Source organism: Kribbella sp. CA-294648 (assembly GCF_050943845.1).
Classification (GTDB): Bacteria; Actinomycetota; Actinomycetes; order Propionibacteriales; family Kribbellaceae; genus Kribbella.
The window spans coordinates 2,129,999-2,147,598 of sequence record NZ_CP191981.1 but is presented as its reverse complement, the minus strand read 5'-3'; the positions used below and the strand labels follow the sequence as shown (position 1 = coordinate 2,147,598).

General features: G+C 67.2%; 16 protein-coding genes. 2 read left to right on the top strand and 14 right to left on the bottom strand.

What is annotated here, in order from left to right:
- Positions 1 to 17: 17 nt before the first annotated feature.
- The 10 genes from ACQPYM_RS10475 to ACQPYM_RS10430 form a co-directional block, all read right to left on the bottom strand.
- Entirely contained in the window at positions 18 to 572 is a 555-nt protein-coding gene (locus tag ACQPYM_RS10475) for a GNAT family N-acetyltransferase (protein WP_433018492.1), read from the bottom strand.
- A 42-nt stretch (positions 573 to 614) separates the two neighbouring features.
- Complete coding sequence (locus ACQPYM_RS10470) at positions 615 to 2,054, bottom strand: multicopper oxidase family protein (RefSeq protein WP_433018489.1); 1,440 nt, start codon at positions 2,052 to 2,054, stop codon at positions 615 to 617.
- Positions 2,047 to 2,460: a hypothetical protein gene (locus ACQPYM_RS10465; protein ID WP_433018486.1), complete on the bottom strand. Its 414-nt coding sequence runs from the start codon at positions 2,458 to 2,460 to the stop codon at positions 2,047 to 2,049. Before ACQPYM_RS10465 ends, ACQPYM_RS10470 begins: the two co-directional genes overlap by 8 nt.
- Positions 2,457 to 2,969 carry a DUF1707 SHOCT-like domain-containing protein gene (locus ACQPYM_RS10460; protein ID WP_433018483.1) on the bottom strand — a complete coding sequence of 171 codons (513 nt, stop codon included), beginning with the start codon at positions 2,967 to 2,969 and terminating at the stop codon, positions 2,457 to 2,459. Before ACQPYM_RS10460 ends, ACQPYM_RS10465 begins: the two co-directional genes overlap by 4 nt.
- A 160-nt stretch (positions 2,970 to 3,129) precedes the next feature.
- Positions 3,130 to 4,491 carry an ABC transporter substrate-binding protein gene (locus tag ACQPYM_RS10455; RefSeq protein ID WP_433018480.1) on the bottom strand — a complete coding sequence of 454 codons (1,362 nt, stop codon included), beginning with the start codon at positions 4,489 to 4,491 and terminating at the stop codon, positions 3,130 to 3,132.
- A gap of 10 nt (positions 4,492 to 4,501) precedes the next feature.
- A complete protein-coding gene (locus ACQPYM_RS10450) occupies positions 4,502 to 5,383 on the bottom strand; it encodes a carbohydrate ABC transporter permease (protein WP_433018477.1) in 882 nt (293 codons plus the stop codon).
- Positions 5,380 to 6,294: a carbohydrate ABC transporter permease gene (locus ACQPYM_RS10445; protein ID WP_433018474.1), complete on the bottom strand. Its 915-nt coding sequence runs from the start codon at positions 6,292 to 6,294 to the stop codon at positions 5,380 to 5,382. The genes ACQPYM_RS10450 and ACQPYM_RS10445 overlap by 4 nt, the downstream gene beginning before the upstream one ends.
- 28 nt (positions 6,295 to 6,322) lie before the next feature.
- Positions 6,323 to 8,446 carry an alpha-galactosidase gene (locus ACQPYM_RS10440; protein ID WP_433018471.1) on the bottom strand — a complete coding sequence of 708 codons (2,124 nt, stop codon included), beginning with the start codon at positions 8,444 to 8,446 and terminating at the stop codon, positions 6,323 to 6,325.
- A gap of 311 nt (positions 8,447 to 8,757) precedes the next feature.
- Positions 8,758 to 9,525 carry a nucleotidyltransferase domain-containing protein gene (locus ACQPYM_RS10435; protein ID WP_433018468.1) on the bottom strand — a complete coding sequence of 256 codons (768 nt, stop codon included), beginning with the start codon at positions 9,523 to 9,525 and terminating at the stop codon, positions 8,758 to 8,760.
- Positions 9,515 to 10,294 carry a nucleotidyltransferase domain-containing protein gene (locus tag ACQPYM_RS10430; protein ID WP_433018465.1) on the bottom strand — a complete coding sequence of 260 codons (780 nt, stop codon included), beginning with the start codon at positions 10,292 to 10,294 and terminating at the stop codon, positions 9,515 to 9,517. The genes ACQPYM_RS10435 and ACQPYM_RS10430 overlap by 11 nt, the downstream gene beginning before the upstream one ends.
- Before the next feature lie 318 nt (positions 10,295 to 10,612).
- Here ACQPYM_RS10430 and ACQPYM_RS10425 point away from each other — a divergent pair, with 318 nt between their 5' ends.
- Positions 10,613 to 11,185 (top strand): helix-turn-helix domain-containing protein, encoded by a 573-nt coding sequence (locus tag ACQPYM_RS10425; RefSeq protein WP_433018462.1) that lies wholly within the window; start codon positions 10,613 to 10,615, stop codon positions 11,183 to 11,185.
- On the top strand, positions 11,182 to 11,889 hold the full coding sequence (locus ACQPYM_RS10420; protein ID WP_433018459.1) for an SRPBCC family protein: 708 nt from the start codon (positions 11,182 to 11,184) through the stop codon (positions 11,887 to 11,889). The genes ACQPYM_RS10425 and ACQPYM_RS10420 overlap by 4 nt, the downstream gene beginning before the upstream one ends.
- Positions 11,890 to 11,957: 68 nt before the next feature.
- Here the strand turns inward: ACQPYM_RS10420 and ACQPYM_RS10415 are convergent, their stop codons facing one another.
- The 4 genes from ACQPYM_RS10415 to ACQPYM_RS10400 form a co-directional block, all read right to left on the bottom strand.
- The gene (locus tag ACQPYM_RS10415; RefSeq protein ID WP_433018457.1) at positions 11,958 to 12,764 is read right to left on the bottom strand and encodes an LLM class flavin-dependent oxidoreductase; all 807 of its coding nucleotides are present in this window, start codon (positions 12,762 to 12,764) and stop codon (positions 11,958 to 11,960) included.
- A 115-nt stretch (positions 12,765 to 12,879) separates the two neighbouring features.
- Positions 12,880 to 15,186, bottom strand: coding sequence for a M4 family metallopeptidase (locus ACQPYM_RS10410; RefSeq protein WP_433018454.1), 2,307 nt, complete (start codon positions 15,184 to 15,186; stop codon positions 12,880 to 12,882).
- A 327-nt stretch (positions 15,187 to 15,513) separates the two neighbouring features.
- On the bottom strand, positions 15,514 to 16,743 hold the full coding sequence (locus ACQPYM_RS10405; protein WP_433018451.1) for a phospholipase D-like domain-containing protein: 1,230 nt from the start codon (positions 16,741 to 16,743) through the stop codon (positions 15,514 to 15,516).
- Positions 16,744 to 16,970: 227 nt separating this feature from the next.
- Positions 16,971 to 17,597 carry a response regulator gene (locus ACQPYM_RS10400; RefSeq protein ID WP_433018448.1) on the bottom strand — a complete coding sequence of 209 codons (627 nt, stop codon included), beginning with the start codon at positions 17,595 to 17,597 and terminating at the stop codon, positions 16,971 to 16,973.
- Between the last annotated feature and the right edge of the window lie 3 nt (positions 17,598 to 17,600).

The following is a 17,600-nucleotide window of genomic DNA, read 5'->3' as shown; positions in this document are numbered from 1 at the left end:
GCGGCCCGGATGGTTCCTCAGCCGATCTTCTTGGTGACGACCCAGGCGTGTTTGCCGATTTGGCGGGTGCGGTGGAAGCCGGCGCGTTCGAACATGGCGAGGGTGCCGTTGTGGAGGAAGGAGCCGGAGGTCTTGCGGTCGGTGGTGTCCTCGGGATAGCTCTCGACGACACCACCGCCCGCCTTCTCGATCTGGTCGAGCGCGCCCGCCAGCGCCGCGGACGCGATGCCGTGACGTCGGCGCTTGTTGGCGACGAAGAAGCACACGATCCGCCAGTCGGGCAGCGCGGTGAGTTCCTGCTCGTACCGCTTCCGGTGCTTGATCCTGGTCAGCTCATCGGTCGGACCGTACTGACACCAACCCACGGCCTCATCGCCGTCGAAGACCAGCGCGGCGTGCGCCTGACCGCTCCGCACCCGCGCCTCCTTCGCCGCCCGGTTGTCGGGCCCGAAACCCTCGGGATGGAAGCCCATGCACCAGCACCCACCCCAGACACCCTTGTGCGCCTCGACCAACCGGGCAAAATCCGCCCAGGTCGCCGGATCGAGTGGCTTGACGCTCAGCGCGCTCATGATCCAGAACTATAGAACGATCCATTTCCTTCGATCAATACCTCACTCCGGCTCGTTCCCGTGCTCACCACCGACCCGGTACGGCGTACTGACGCCCTCGTAGCCCAGATGTGTCATCAATCCCTCCGACGCGTGCGGCAGGTTGTGGCAATGGTCCATCCAGACGCCCGGGTTGTCGGCCACGAAGGCGATCTCGTACGTCTCCTTATCACCGACCTCGAGCGTGTCGATCCACCACGGCGTCCCGCTCGCCGCGACACCGTTCCTCGACAGCACCACCGCGTGATGCCCGTGCAGGTGCATCGGGTGCGCCTGACCGCTGGAGTTGCTGATCGTCATCACCACGACGTCCCCCTCGGCCACCATGTACATCGGTACGTCCGGAAACTTCTTCCCGTTGATCGTCCACCACAACCCCGGTACGCCGTCGAGGAAACCCGGCCGCCGCCCGATCCGGTACTCGAACCGGCGATCCGCCTTCGCCGGGTCCAGCCCGAGCGGTGCCGGCGTACCGTAGGTCAGCAGATCGACGGTCTCGTCCGGCAACTTCGCCGCCGGCGCATCACCTGCGCCGAGGTCAAGGGTCGCCGTCCCCGCATCCAGCCGCAGCACCCCAGAGGCCGGCACCACGACTTCGAGGTCCACTCGTGCGCCGGCAGCCAACGGGAACGCGGCCGTCACCGGCGTCGGCCCGGTCAGGTCCCGCCCGTCGACCGCGATCACCTTGTACTGCGCGCCGATCAGCCCGGTCCGGATGATGGTGTTGTCCGTGTTGATCACCCGGACGCGAATCTTCTTGCCAGGGGCAACATCCATCCGGGACGACCCGGTCCGCCCGTTGATCGTGCGCTTCCCGTCGTAGGTGTGGATCGCCGCGATCACGTCCTCCTCCTCCTCCGCACCGCCGATCACGATCGTCCCGAACAACCCGCCGCGCACTTCCTCACTCGACACCTGATGCGAGTGGTACCAATAGGTCCCCGCCACGTCGGCTTTGAACCGGTAGACGTGCTTCCCACCCACCGGTACGGCGTCCTGCGTGACACCCGCGACCCCGTCCTCCGCATTCGGTACGTCGATCCCGTGCCAGTGCAGCGTCGCGCCCTCCGGCACCGACTCGTTCACCAGCGTCACCTCGACCAGGTCACCCTGCTTCGCGCGAATGAGCGGGCCGGGTGAGGTGCCGTTCAGGGTGAACCCGTCGAACGCCTCACCACTCGCGAGGGTGAACTTCTGCTTCCGCGCGGTCAGCGTGACGGCGACATCGGGCTTGCCGGTCCGCGGCCCGGTCAGGTCCGCGACGCTCTTACCTCCGTGATGCTGATGCCCGGCCGCCGACGGCCCACCGCCGTAGTCGGCGTACCCCATCTCCATCGCCGAATAGTCGTTGGGGACCAGGCTGGTCGCCCAGAGGTACGCCAGCGGTACGAGGACCGCCAGCGTCACCCCCAGGGCGATCAGCCGCCCCTTCCACTTACGCACTGGTCGCGGGCTGAGCCACGGTCGCGGCTCGACGGGACGCCATCCCGGCGACCCCGGCGATCGCGAGACCGTTGATCCCGTGCAGCAGGCCGAGCGCGGGGAGCCCGAAGGACACCACGGCCAGCAGGATCTGCAGGACCACCAGGCCGACCACGATCCCGGCCAGCATCCGGCCGCGCGGTACGTTGGTCAGGAACGACACGATCAGGAACACCAGCGCGAGCAGCGCGATCGCCATCCCGGCCATGCTGTGGTAGCTCTGCCCGAAGTTGCTGTAGTCGGCCCCGATCGTCGCGCCGTCCTCCGCGTCACCGGCGACGGTGAACCCGGCCATCGCGATCGACGCCACCTGCAACACCACCGCCAGCGCGATGAGCGAAGCCAGCACCCGGTACGCCGCCCTCATGCCCGCGCCCCCTGCCGACGCGACTTCGCGATCATCACACCCGCGACAACCAGCAAGAACGGCAACACCGGCGGATGCCCACCCAACACCACACAAGCCACTGACAAAAACACCCCAGCAACAACCAGCCCAAGCAACACAGGCAACGGCACCTTGCGCTTCCAAGTCGGCCCGTACTGCGACCGCCTGGGACCCGCGGATGCCTGCGCTCCGGCCTTATCCTGGGGTGCAGTCCACGGCGGTCGAGCCCAACCCCACGGCCCGGCCCAGTCCTGCTGCTGCGCACCCCTGTCCCCGGCCCTCGCCTGCCCAGCTCCACCCGCCGGCTCGCCTGGGAGGTCTTCGAACAGGGCGGCCAGGTCCAGCTGGGTCTTCGCCTGCAGCGCCTCGCCGACGCGCTCTTGGTGCTCCTCGGCGGTCAGCCGCCCCGCCTCGTAGTGGGCGCCAAGCCGCGCCACGGCCTCTTCCCGCTCCCGATCGCCGATCCGAACCGGCTTCTCCTCGTTCATGACACTCCCTCGGTCATCGCAGTTCTCCGACTGCACCGATCGTGTCGCCCACCCCACCCCCGCCGCGTCCCCTCCACGGCGGTACCTCACCTACTCCCCGCGGAGTACACGCCCCTGACCGAACCCGCAGTCAGGGGCGTGTTGTGCGCTGGGCGCCGAGCTAGGAGTTGGCCGCGAGGATCTCGTTCACCTCTTCGTTGGCCTTGGCCAGGGAGGAGGGGTCCGCCTGGAAGCCGACGACCGCCTCCATCGCCGGCGTCATCACCGCGGAGACGTCGGCCGCGTTCGGATTGGCCGGGAACGGGAACACGTTGCCCGCCTCGACCGGCTCGAGGAACGGTGTCACGTCCCAGCCTGCCTTGGCGAAGGTGTCCTTCGCGGCCGGCATGCTGGCGGTCACCGCGGGAAAGACGACTCCGGCCTTGGCGACGATGTCCTGCGCCGGCTGCGAGCCGAGGAACTTCGCCCACGCCCAGGCCGCCTCCTTGCGGGTCGTGCCCGCCCAGATGCTGTCGGCCAGCCCGTTCATCATCGACATCCGCTTGCCGATCGGTCCCTGCGGCAGCCGGGCCAGCTTCGTCTGCACCTGCTTGAGCTGACCGTACGTGCCGAGCATCCACGAACCGTTCGGGGTGATCGCGTACCTGCCCGCCCCGAACGCCGCCGTGGCCGAACTGTCGATCCCGGACTTCGCTTGGGAGAGGCTGGGCATGTAGCCCTTGGTGATCAGCCCACGCCACCAGGCGATTGTCTCGACGAACTTCGGGTCGTCGTAGAAGAACTTGGTGCCCCAGGGCACGCCCTCGGAGTACTTCCAGCCGTTGCTCGCGGCGTACCAACTCCAGCTGGTCTGGCCGTCGGCGCCGCCGGCGTCACCGAAACCGAGGCCGTAGACCTTCACGTTGTTCTTGTCGAAGCCGGGCTGGTCACCGCGGCGACCCTTGGCGTCGACCGTGAGCCGGGCAACGATCTGCTCGAAGGTGCCACCGTCCTGAGGATTCCAGGTCATCGAGTTCAGCTGCTCGGTGCTGATCCCGGCGGCTTCGGCCATCGCGCTGTTGTAGAAGTAGACCTCGGTGTCCCAGTCCTTCGGCAGCCCGTACCGCTTGCCGTCGGCACCGACCCAGCGGTCCGCGAGCCCTTTCTGGTAGATGCTCAGATCAACGTTGTCCTTGGCCACGAACTCGTCGATCGCGAGCAACTGCCCCTTGTCGGCGAACAGCGGGTACTTCGACGAGTGCGAGGTGAACACGTCGGGCGCAGTACCGGAGATGAAGCCGGTGACGAGTTTGTTCCAGTAGTCGGCCCAGCCGTTCTGCTCGATCTTCACCGAGTACTGCGGGTTCTGCTGCTCGAACAGCTTGGCGCACTCGCTGTACATCGGCAGCTGGGCGGAGTCCCACAGCCAGTAGGAGACCTCGCCGGGCGGGCGGTCGGCAGCGCCGTTGTTACAGCCGGCCACCGCCGAGGCGGCGAGGCCCGCGAGTCCGGCCTTCAGGATGGTGCGGCGTGAAATGCTCATCGTGGACACCTCACTTGATCCCGGAGAAACCGATGGAGTTGGTGATCCGCTTGGCGAACACCAGGAAGAGCAGGATCATCGGCAACGCGGCGATCAGCGTCGCGGCCATCAGCCCGGCCCAGTCCGGTCCGCCCTGCGGGGTCTGCGACCGGAAGATGCCGAGGGCAACGGTCAGCACCCGGACCTGCTCCTGCTGACCGACCAGCAACGGCCAGAAGTAGTCGTTCCAGGAGTTGATGTAGGTCAGGATCGCCAGCGTGGTGATCGGCGCGGCGCTCATCGGGATGATCAGGCCGAAGAAGATCCGCCGGTGACCGGCGCCGTCGATCATCGCCGCCTCCTCCAGCTCCCGGCTGATGCCGAGGAAGAACTGGCGCAGGAAGAAGATCGCGAACGGGGTCATGAACGCGCTCGGCAGGATGATGCCGGCGAAACTGTTCAGCAGGCCGAGGTTCTTGATCAGCACGACGTTCGGCAGCGTGGTGAAGATCGGCGGCACCATCAGCGCGGCCAGGAACACCGCGAACACCTTGTCCCGGCCGGGCCAGCGCAGCCGGGCGAACGCGTACGCCGCCATCGCGCTGAAGAACACCTGGCAGACCGTCGTGACGGTTGCCACCACCAACGAGTTGCGCAGATACAGCCAGAAGTTGACCGAGGCACCGGAACCGCCCTGGGCCTGCGCCTCGGCGACCGTGGACAACCCGAGCACCCGCTTGAAGGCGCCCAGAGTCGTCTCCACCGGAAGCAGCGAACTGGCGTTGCCGGCCAGTTGGGTGTTGTTCGACAGCGCAGTACGGAGCATCCAGTAGAACGGGAACAGCGTCAGGATCATCAAGACGATCAGGCAGGCCCAGGCGACGATGCGGCCCGGATTGAGTCGCAGCCTCATGCCAGATCACTCTCCTTGGCGCGCAGCAACCGCAACTGCAGCAGGGAGATGACCGCGAGAATGGCGAACAGCACCATCGCCATCGCGGACGCGTAACCGAAGTCGAACCGGGTGAACGCCCGTTCGTAGATGTAGTAGTAGATCACCCGGGTCGCGTTGATCGGACCACCCTGGGTGGTGACCGCGACGGTGTCGAAGATCTGGAACGAGCCGATCATGGTGACCACCAGGACCATCACCAGGACCGGACGCAGCAGCGGCAGGGTGATCCGCCAGAACGTCTTCATCTCGGTCGACCCGTCCATCTCGGCCGCCTCGTAGACGTACTTCGGGATCGTCTGCAGCCCGGCGAAGACCAGCAGCGCCGTGTACCCGGCGTGCCGCCAGACGTTGATCCCGGCGATCGTCGGGATCGCCCAGTGCGAGTCACCGAAGAAGGCGACCGGGTCGACCCCGAGCCAGGTCAGGCCGCGGTTCACGATGCCGATCTGGTAGTCGAGCATCCAGTACCAGACCAGCGCGACCACGACGTTCGCCACCAGGTACGGCGCCAGGATCACCGCCCGGACCGTGATCGACTGGGTCAACCGGTACATCAGCATCGCGATGCCGACCGCGAGCACGGTCTGCAGCCCGATGTTGATCACGACGTACTCGACGGTGACGACGAGCGCGTTCCAGAAGAAACTGTCGTGCAGCATCCGGTCGTAGTTGGCCAGCCCGTTGAACTCCGGCGCGGACAGCAGGCTGTACTCGGTGAAACTGAGGTAGGCACCCCGCACCGTGGGCCAGATATAGAAGACCACGAAGCCCAGCGTCGCGGGGGCCAGGAAGATCATCGCGACCTTCAGATCCCCGTACCTTCGTCGTTTGCGTGCTACGCCGCTCGGCGCACTCGTCGTCGTGGTCACGGGGCTCGTTCCTCTCGGTCGGTGGCTCTCAGATCGCTTTGGCGTCCAGCAGGACCGCGCTCTCGGGCCACTGGGCCGGCACGTGGACGCCGACCGACGCCAGCGCAGCGCCGTTCAGCTCCACCGTGCCGCCGTCGCGCCACCACGGCGTCGAGTGGCGGCTCTCCGGGCCCGGGGTGGCGATCTTGCTGACCCGGTAGACCCGGTCCTTGGTGAGACCCGGCAGCCGGACCCGGCCGACATCGGAGGTCACCGACTGGGCCAGCTGCACAGCGGAGTACACGGCGCGCGAGCCGTCCTGCGCGACCACTCCGTGCAGCAGGAAGTCGTCCGAGCCGCGATCGGCGCGGACCACCTTGCCGGTGTGCAGCAGCGGCCGCAGCTCCTTGTGCAACGCGACCCACCCTGCCAGCTCTTTGCGCTCCTCGGCGGAAGCCGCGCTGATGTCCCATTCGATGCCGAAGTGGCCGAACAGCGCGGTGGCGGCCCGGAAGGCGAGGCTCTGGGTCCGGCCGGTGGTGTGCGCCTTCGGCGGACCGACGTGGCAGCCGATCAGCTCAGGCGGCAGCAGCAGCTGGGTGTAGCGCTGGATCTTCTGCCGCTCCAGCGCGTCGTTGCTGTCACTCCCCCAGACCCGGTCGGTCCGCTCCAGGATCGCGAGGTCGACCCGGGCACCACCCGATGAGCAGGACTCGATCTCCAGGCCGGGATGACGACGCTTGAGCTCGTCCAGTAGTCGGTACACGGCAAGAGTCTGCTCGTGGACGCCCGCAGTACCGGTCAGCTGGTTGCCAGCGTCAACGAAGTCGCGGTTGTGGTCCCATTTGAGGTAGCTGATGTCGTACTCGTTCAGCAGCGAGTCGAGTCGCTCGAGCAAGTAGTCGTACGCCGCCGGGATGCCCAGGTTGAGGCCCTGCTGGTGACGTGCGGTCGGCGGCATCCGGTTGCCGGTGGCAAGAATCCAGTCGGGGTGCTCACGAGCCAGGTCGGAGTCCGGGTTGACCATCTCGGGCTCGACCCAGAGGCCGAACTGCAGCCCGAGCCCGGTGACGTGGTCGACGAGAGGGTGCAGCCCCTTCGGCCAGGTGCCCTCGTCGACGTACCAGTCGCCCAGGCCGGCGTGGTCGTCGCGGCGGCCACGGAACCAGCCGTCGTCGAGCACGAACCGCTCCGCACCGACTTCGGCAGCCGCGTCGGCGAGTGCCTTCAGCTTGTCGAGGTCGAGGTCGAAGTACACGGCTTCCCAGGTATTGAGCACGACCGGGCGATCCGTCTTGGGGTGCGTCTCGCGAGCACGCAGGTACTCGTGGAAGCGGGTCGACACCTGGTCGAGGCCGACGCCGTACGAGCCGTAGATCCACGGGGTGCTGTACGACGCTTCTGGGGCGAGCCGGCCTTCACCCGGAAGAAGCAGTTCGCCGCCGCCGATCACGGCGTACCCGCTCATGCCGCGTTCGGCGTACGAGCGGTGGTTGCCGCTCCAGGCGGTGTGCACGGCCCAGATCTCGCCGGTGCCGAAGTCGAAACCGCGGGTGCCGGCGATCAGCAACAGGGTGGCGTCGGCGCCGGTGCGGCCGCGGCGGTTGTCGCGGATGTGCGCGCCCTGCGTGAACGCGTGCCGCTGCGGGTGCCGCTCACCGATGTGCCGGCCAGTCATGTCGAGCAACTCGGTCGCCTCGGTCGGCACCGGCAACGCGAGCACGAGCCCGTCGACCGTGTACGCCGACGCGCCGGTGTTCGTCAGCTCCGCCTTGGCCCGCACCAGCCCAGAGTCGGTCAACTCGATCGCGAGCGCGAGGGTTAGCGCGGCCTGCGGGTCGGTCGCGGTCACCTGAACCTTGTTGCCGGCCTGCGCGACCTCGGTCAACTGGAACGACGCGGAGAAGTCCTGCCCGTCGCGATGCCCACTGAGCCCCGGCAACCCGAACCAGCCCGCGGAGTACTCCGGGATGATCGCCACCGGCAGGTTGTCATCCAGCCCGTTACCGGCCTGCACCGCACCCGCCCCCTGCCGGAGTCCGGCCAGAGCCGCATCGTCCAGCAGCCCGAGATCCGCACCCCAATGCAGCACAGACGGAAGAGCCGTCCCAGAACAATCCAGCACAAGACTGACCCCCGCCGAGCGGAGCTGCAGCACCTTGATGTTCGACACTGTTGATTCACTCTGCTTTCTGATTGTTTTCAGGACGAAACTATTTCCCCAATCAGAGCAGGTGTCAATAGCTTCACACAGTAAAGTAAGCCCGACTCCGGAAGTCCCCCGCGCCTGCGCCGCCGCCCTGAAGGCAAAGCGGAAGCCTCGCGTGCGCCGTACTGTCACGCGGCATCCCCGCGCCGGCGTTGCCGGGGCGTGCCGAACGACAGGATGTAGTCGTCTCCGCAGTAGTGCGCTCAAGTGTGAGCGGGGTGGCGCTGACGGTGTATTGCGGGTGCACTACCTGTCGTTCGGCACGCTGCGCTTGGTCAGGTGGTGCGCAAGCGAGCCCGGACGACCAAGTCGTGCAGTGCGGCGTCCGCCGTGGGGCGGTCAGGGAGTTTGGAGTCAGTCTCGGCTTGGTTGAGCATTGCCTGGAGAGTTGTGACGTCTCGGTCGAGTTGCTCCATGTGCAGGCCGACTAGGGGGGCGTGCTCGGCCTCGGCTTTGGTGGTCATCAGGTCTGGTAGGTAGGCCGGCGCCTCGGGGAGGTCGACCAGCTTGCGGAGGTCTGCCTGTACCTCGCCGGTCCGCATGAGGTGGATCCCGGTCAGCAGGACCCGGAACGTGTAGAGCAAGGGCTTCAGTTCGCGCTTCTTGGCGAAGAAGTCCCACTGGGTGTTCGCGAAGCCGCGGTAGTGGTGCGCATGCCATCGGGTCAGACAGTCCGGCGCCAGGGCGACCAGCTCCTCGTGCTCCGGGGTGGTCGCCACGACGAGCGGTGAGAGGAGTTGCTCGAGCACGTAGCCGTTGCGGCGCAGCATCAGCCGGACGAACTTCGTCAGGTCGTGCGTCACCAGGTCGACCTCGGCCTCATTCTGAAACCAGGTGCGGTCCAGCGTCTCGGGTCCCGTCGTCAACCCGACCACTTCCTCGACCGGCAAGAGATGAACACCCCGCAGATCCACGTCGGAGTCGCGGCTCGGGAAGCCGTAGAGGTGCGCGCCGGAGACGGTTGCGAAGAGCAAGCGGTACGGCTGGTCGGCGATGATGGCGCGGAGTTCGGGATAGTCGAGCTCGCGCATGTCACGCGTCATGGATGCTCCTCCTCCGGACCGATCTGAGCCAGGCGTCAACCTTAGCCACGTCGGGCGTCGCCGGAAGAACTGTTTTCTGCAAGGCGTTCTCGAGCTCCGCATGCAGGTCGAGGCGCCAGCGCTCGACTTCTTCCCACGGGATCTCACCGCGCTTCACAGCCAGCAGCCGCTCGCGATGGGGGCCGACATCAACGACCAGTACGCCGTCGACCAGCAAGGTGCGGGCCGAGAGCAACAAGCGGATCAGATGCATCACGTGCTTCCACTTCGGCGAACCGTCTCGCCGAAAGTCGGCTTCCAGCTTCTTGAACTGGCTGAGCACATAGCCGGAGTACGTCTGGTAGGCGAGCTGTGACAAAAACGACCGCCGCAGCGCGACCAGTTCCTCCCCGAGCGGCGTCTGCTGGACGACCAGGGGCGAGTGGATCACTTCCAGCAGGTTCGGGTTCGCCTTGAGCGCCAGCTCGCAGAACCGCTCGACCTCCCAGGAGAACCACTCCGGCTCCGGTCCGTCGACATGCATCGGCGGCTTACCGAGCGACCAGAACGCCTCAGTCGGCGCGACGTACACCCCACGCGTATCCGTATCCGACCCATCCGTCTCCAGCCCGAACGCCCGCGACCCCACCACCGCCGAATAGATCGTGTGCTCCCGCACCAGCCGATCCCCATCCGGCTGATCCACCGCAACCATCTCACTCTGGTACGCCGTCCGCAGGCTCAACTGATCCCGCTGCGCCGTCGCCTCCCGCCCATCAACCAGCCGCACGACATACCGCCCATCAGCCGTAACCCCACTGACCCGCCCAGTAGCCCCACGCTGCGCAGTACCCCCCACCTCATCCGGGCGCTCAATCCGCAAAACCACCTGAGTCCCCACCGGTAACCGCGGCCCCTCAAACCCCATACCGCCCATCCTCCCGCATCGCCCGGACCGCCCGGACCGCCCCCACTCACAAACCCTCATCCACCGCCGTGACGCCCGCTCAACCCCGCGGCCCAGCTCCCCTCTCGACCGAGTTTGTGAGTGGGGGCGGTCCGGACGACCATATTGACAAATGAAACTGTCAATACGACAGTAGGGGGCATGAGGTTGTTGGAAGAGCCGGAGAAGGTGCGAGCGGCGTTGTCGCCGTTGCGGCGGCGGTTGCTGGATTTGTTGCAGGAGCCGGCGTCGGGGACGCAACTGGCCGCGGCGCTGGAGTTGCCGCGGCAGCGGGTGAACTACCACCTGCGGGAGCTTGAGAAGGCCGGGCTGGTGGAGCTGGTCGAGGAGCGGCAGCGGCGGGGGTGTGTTGAGCGGATCCTGCGCGCGACGTCCGGTTCCTTCGTCGTCGACCCGGCCGTGATGGGTCGCGCCTTCAGCCGGCTCGGTGATCAGTACGCCGCCGAGCACCTGGTGGAAGTTGCCGCCGGCACCGTTCGCGACGTCGCCCGGATGCAGAACAAGGCCGATGCCTCGGGCAAGCGGCTGCTGACTTTCACGCTCGAGACCGAGGTTCGGTTCGCCGAGCCCGGTGACGTGCACCGATTCACTGACGCATTGACCGAAGCGGTCCGGCAGGTGGTCGAGACCTTCGACGCCGAGGATGGCCGGCCCTACCGGCTGATCGCCGGCGGCCACCCCGCGCCCCGTAGTACAGAAGGAGAAAAGTCATGAGCGAGGAGACTCCGCGGATCGTGGTGACCGTGGCCGCGCCGGTCGAGGCGGTCTGGGATGCCCTGCGGGACAAGGAGAAGATCCGGCACTGGCACGGCTGGGAGTTCGAGGGGCTGGACGCCGAGATCGACCTGATCTACTTCACCGCGTTCACCGAGGACAGCGAGACGCGCACGCTGGAGGTCCAGGGCGGCGACCGGTTCGTGGTCGAGCCGTTCGAGGGTGGCTCGAGGATCACCCTCACCAGGGCACCGCACGCCGACGATCCGGAGTGGGACGCGTACTACGACGACATCACCGAGGGCTGGATCACGTTCATCCAGCAACTGCGCTTCGCCTTGGAGCGGCACCCGAGCGAGAGCCGGCGGACGCTCTTCTACTCGGGCGCGGGCAAGTCCGGTCCGGCCGAGCAGTTGGGTCTCGACGCCGCAGTCGGTGCGCCGTACCAGGCTGACCTGGTCGGTGAATCAGTCACCGGACACGTGTGGTTCCGGTCCGAGCACCAGGTCGGGCTGACGGTCGACCAGTGGGGCGACGGGTTGCTGGTGCTCAGCCACATCGGCCCGTCCGACAAGAAGCCGGCCGGTGCCGCAATGGCCGTCCTCACGCTCTACGGCCTCGACGATCCAACCCGCGAGGAGATCGACAAGCGCTGGCAGGACTGGTGGTCGGCCCGCTACCCCAGCACCGAGGAAACCAGCTGATCCATGCTCCCGGCAAATCCGCTGGTTGCCGGGAGCACCATCAAGCGTTGCCCGGAGGACCTTCAAGTTCAGAGGGCTGCCTGGAGTTTCGCGGCGCGCTCGTAGCCCGCTTCCCATCCGTCGGCACCCGGTACGAGGATGACCCGCTCCACGCCGGCCTCCGCGTACGCCGCGAGCTGGTGGACCGCCTTGGCCTGATCGTCATCGAGCTGCGCGCCAACGATGGTGACGGTCGGTCGCGGCCGGCCGTAGCCAGCGGCCAACTCCTCCAGCGCGGCGATCCGCGCCGGCACGTCATCGACTGCGAGCCCGAGCGAGATCCAGCCGTCGCCGAAGCGTGCAGCCCGGTCGAGTGCCTTCTTGCCATCGCCCGCCACCAGCAGCGGCGGCACCGTGGAACCAGGCTCGATCGCAGCTTCCAGCCCCTCCGCCAGCTGAACCTTCCGGCCGGCAATCAGGTCAGGAAGCACCGCCAGCGCCTCATCCGTCCGCCGTCCCCGATCCTCGTACGACGTACCGGCCGCTCGCCAGCCGACGTCGCCGTGTGCCGGGTTTCCCGTCCCCACGCCCAGCAGAAGCCGGTCGCCGGAGACGTACTGCAACGAGGTGACCTGCTTCGCGGCCCACGCAACCGGCCGGAGCGCCAGCAGCATCACGCCGTACCCGATCTTGATCCGCTCCGTCACCGCCGCGGCCGTCGTCAGCGCCACCGTGCTGTCCAGCATCGGCGCACTCGCGATCAGGTGGTCTGTGGACCACACCGACTCGACGCCAGCCTCCTCGGCCAGCCGCGCAGCAGCCCGGACATCGCCCAGGATCGGCCGGCTCGGGTCGGGTGTGGAGGTCGGAAGAATCAGCCCCAGTTTGATCGTCATGCCACTGACAACGCGCGCCGACGCCATTGTCTTCCGGATTTCACCCACTCAGAACGACCCGAACGTGCCGACTCCCCGGCAACCTGTTGAAGGTTGCCGGGGAGCTGGTTTCAGCTCAGCTCAGGTTGAGGCTGGTGTCGTCGACGACGAAGGACGTTTGCAGGGAGCTGTCCTCCACGCCGGTGAAGGTGATGGTGGACGTCGTGCCGGCCAGGGCCGACACGTTGAAGGTTCGCAGCTGGTAGCCGGTCGCCTCGTTGAGGTTCGAGTACGTCGCCAGGGTGGTCGCGCCGGCCTTGACGGTCAGCTTGTCGTACTGGATCGACGAGGTGGTTTCGGCCGAGTCGATGTGCAGCCAGAACGACAGAGTCGCGGTGCACCCCGCCGGGATGGTGACGGTCTGCCTCAAGGTGTCGGTGTGGCTCGAGCCATAGCCGTCGAGCCACGCCTTCCACGTGCCGCTGTGAGTCGCCTGGCCGGCCTGGTTGGTGACCACTCCGGCGGTCGCCGTCCATGGCGCCGGAGTACCGGTCTCGAAGCCGGGGTTCCCTAGTAGTTGCCCGGAGCAACCTCCGCCGCCACCGGTGATGGTGAAGGTGAAGGATGCGGTGCCAGATCCGCCGGCGCTCGCGGTCGCGGTCACGGTGACGTTGTAGGTGCCCGCTGCGGTCGGAGTACCCGAGATGGTGCCGGTCGAGGAACCGATCGAGAGACCGGCCGGGAGTCCGGCTGCCGACCACGTGTACGGCGCGGTGCCGCCCGAGGCCGTCAGCGTGAACGACGCGATCGCGGTCCCGACGACCCCGGCCTTGTTGCCCGGGTTGGAAACCGTGACGCCACCGGTCGGAACGCAGGTCGGGTCAGCCGTCTGTGCCGGAACGCTGACCGCGTCCCACGCCGCCTTCACGGTGTTGAACTCGGTGCAGCTGCCCGGGAACAGGTTCTTGGCCGCGGTCAGTGTCCAGGTGCGGTACTTCAGGTACGAGCTGGTGCTCGTCTTCATCAGCATCGCGTTGTACATGATCCGCATCGCCTTCTGGATGCCGATGCCGGTCACCGTCGAGTTGTTGCAGGTCGGGCTGGCCGGTGTGACGTTGCTGCCCTGGGACAGCAGGTAGAACCAGTGGTTGCCGGGTCCGGCCGCGGTGTGCACGCCCATGCCGGGGATCGCGCTCGAGTAGCAGTTCGGGTCGCCGAGCGCCGACGGGTTGTACATGTTCCGGATCGGCCCCTGGCCGACCAGGTTCACCTCTTCGCCGATCAGGAAGTCCGGCGGGTCGTACGCCGCCGCCTGGTTGCTGTAGTACTCCGTGGCCGTACCGAACGTGTCGGCCACGAACTCCTGCGTTCCACCCTTGGAGATCCCGCCCGGGGTGTGGTCGTCGATGCCGTGGCCCATCTCGTGCGCCACCACGTCCATCGAGCTGATCCAGGCACCGGCGGTGTTCTTGCCGATCTGGATCTGCGTGCCGTCGTAGTACGCGTTCTGGTCGTTCAGGCCGACCCGGATCGGCCAGGCGCCGCCGTTGCCGTCCATGCCGTTGCGGCCGAGCCACTCGCTCAGCATCTTCTTCTGGGTCTGTGCCCCGAAGAGCGCGTCGACACAGCCGGTCTCCCTGTTCGTCCCGGTGCCGTTGCCCCAGACGTCGTCCGGGCCGGTGAACGTGGTGTTGTTCGCCGAGTCCTGACAGGCCAGGTTGGTGGTGACCGGGTCCTTCATCGAGAACGTGCTTCCGGACTGGGTGGTCGCCAGCTGGAGCGGGTTGGGTCCGTTGTACGAGCCCGTACCGGTGCCGGACATCACGTGCTCCTGCGTGCCGAGCACCTTGCCGGTGGCCGCATCGACGTACACGGAAAGGCTGGAAGGCTCGCCCTCGCTGGTGCCGTTGACGCGGGACTGCCAGGCCAGTCGTGGGGTGCTGCCGAGGGCGTACACGGCCAGCGTCGGCCGGGTGCTGGAGGTGACGCGCTCGAGCTGCTTGGTCGCGGTCTTCGCGGCGGTCGCGGCGGTAATGCCGGCCTTCGTCGCGAGGTTGGGAATCGGACTGGTCTGGGCGACCGAGGTGGCCCGTACTGCGCCGGTCGCGTCGGTGACGACGACGAAGTCACCGCCGATGACCGGGAGGCCTTTGAAGGTGCGCTCGTACGGGACGTACTGCAGGCCGGAGGGTTCGGAGATGACGGGTTTGGCGACAAAGGCGTCGCTCTTGCCGGCGTGCAGTCCGGCCGGCCGGTTCGCCACCAGGGTCGAAGCGGCTCGGGCGGCGTACACCTTGGACTCGGCCGGTGACGGCCTGGGCGGTGGCGCCGCATCCGGCGCGGCGCCGGACGTCGCTGGACTGAATCCGGCGAGGCCGGCCAGGACGAGGCCGGCGATCGCCACCACGGTGGCGGGTTTGCGGGAACGCTGGAACAAGACCATCTGAGTGGTCCCTTCGCGAAGTGGTGCTGGGCGGGTTGCGCCACGCCGAGCTGGCAGGCAGCTGCACCACCTCCGCCTGAACGCTCCGGCTCCCCACCCGGCGTCCTGCGCCACCTCCCCTCCTCCACCGCCGGTGGAGCGCGCGCCCGGACACTATGCCCCCCACTTTTCCCCGGCAAGACGCGGAAATGCCGCTGACACCAACACGCCAAGTGACTGCGTTGTCACTGACAGGAGACCGTTCTCCAAGGCGCCAGGACCTGACAAAGCCCCGGCGACTTGCCGAGGCTTTGTCCGACCTTCAGGCGTCGGCGGGCCAATGGCGCCTCAGCACTGCGCGGCTTCGCGCTGCCAGGTGAAATCGAAGAAGTCCGTCAGAGCCTCGTAGTGCGCCAGTTGAGGAACCTGGACCATGAGTTCGTCGGAGTTGATCGAGGAGTCGGCCATGTTGTCCGACCCGACCCAGCTTCGGTAGCTCCGCGTCCCGGCCGACACGTAGCTGACCAGCAACATCTTCGAGTGGTTGAAGCTGACGTCGTTAGTGCCGCCGCAGGTCTGCGTGTCCAGCCGGGTGACCCCGCCCTGGTCGAGGATGCTCCTCACCACCGGCCCCGCACCGGCCGTATGCATGACCTTGACCCAGGCGCCGGCCTTGCGCAATCGCACCAGTTCCTCCGCGATCCGCCGGGCTCGCTCGTTGGTGAAGCCCGAGGTCGCCACCCGGATCACCGCATGGTCAGGGTTCGGGATCGTTCGCAGGCGGGTGATCAGGGGATCTTCGGCGATGCAGTCCAGCGGGTAGGCCATCACGCCGTAGCCGCTGTTGAAGAAGTGCTGGAAGAGCCTGCCGTCGTTGGGCGCGGCAGTCTGGCACCGGGCCGGGCGCGGCTGATCGGCCGTCTGCTGGACGAACAGCGCTTTCAGGTCGTCGTGCATGGTCTGGTTGTTCACGAACTGAAAGGCGACGTTGTACTGGTTCTTGTTCGCGTGATCCGTCGGGTTGTACGACGTCACCAGCGAAACATGGCTCGCGGTACCGGTCCGGGAGAAGGTGAACGATTTCTGATGCAACTGGCCCTTGCCTTCCGGCCCGCGGGCGGAGTTCTGGATGCACTTGAAGAAGCTCGCGTCGCCGGCACCACCCAGGACAGCCCGCAGCTGGGCCGTCCCGCTGCCGCAGTTGCTCTCCCATACCAGAACCTGCACGTGAACCCCGCGCCGGTGCGCGTTGATCAGCGCGGTGGTGATCCCCTGGTCGTCAAAGTTCCAGGCCACCACCCGGATCGTCTGCTGCTGCGGGGTGTGCGCGATGTTGTCGAGGATGGCGCGACGGATCGGGCTCGACTGCGCCCCGGTAGCAGTGGGGTGCTGGCCGATCGGGCCGGACTGCGGCGCATAGGTCACCGCAGCAGCCACGTCCGCGGCCGGCCGACTCGCCACGGTCGTTGCTGCGGACATTCCAGCCGCCGGCGCGGCTGAGGATATGACGACCAGCGGCATCGTCAGGGCTGCGATCGCCGCGACTCCGACTGTCGCTCGTTTCCGCGGAAGTTTCATTGCCGTTCCCCCGTCTGGGTGCTCCATCTTCGGATGAGTCGGCACCTACACAACCGTCCGGCCGGTGCGGACACCAGGCAGGAGGACCGGCAACTTGACCGGAAGATCCGCTTACGCTGTGCCGGTGACCGATCCCGCTCCGCAGTCCGCGCCGGGAGTACCGGCAGGATCAACCGGCTGACCGGCGGGCGCCCGTTCCATCTCGGTTGCCGGCCGGCTGGGCTCGGTTAGCTCAGGTGGACCAGGCCACGGCGGAATGCCTCGGTGACGGCGCCGGCCCGGTTGGTCGAATCGAGCTTGCGGTAGATGCGGATCAGGTGGGTCTTCACCGTCGCCTCGCTGACGAAGAGGCTGGCTGCGATCTCCCGATTGCTGTGGCCCCGGGCCAGCAGCCGGATCACCTCGACCTCACGGTCGCTCAGTACCGCCGCCGGAGACGTCACCTCGTCGATCAAGAGGCCGACAGCCTCCTGGGCGATGCCGGTACCGCCGTCGTTCGCGGTCCGGAGCGCGCGGAACAACTCTTCCGGCGGCCCCGCCTTGAGCACATAGCCACGGGCGCCCGCCGCCAGGGCCAAAGCGACATCGGTTCGGGTGCCATGGCTGGTCAGCACGACGACCTTGACCTGCGGCGCCACCCCGGCCAGCCGTCGAGTCGCCTCGATACCGTCGATCGCGCCCTGCTCCAACCGCAGATCCATCAGTACGACATCGGGTTGGAGGTCCAGCACCAGCCGGATCGCCGTTTCGCCGTCGCCGGTCTCGCCTGCGATCTCGAATCCTGGTTCGCCCTCCAGCAGCGCCCGTAGTCCGGCCCGGACCACGACATGGTCGTCGACCAGCAACACCTTCATCCT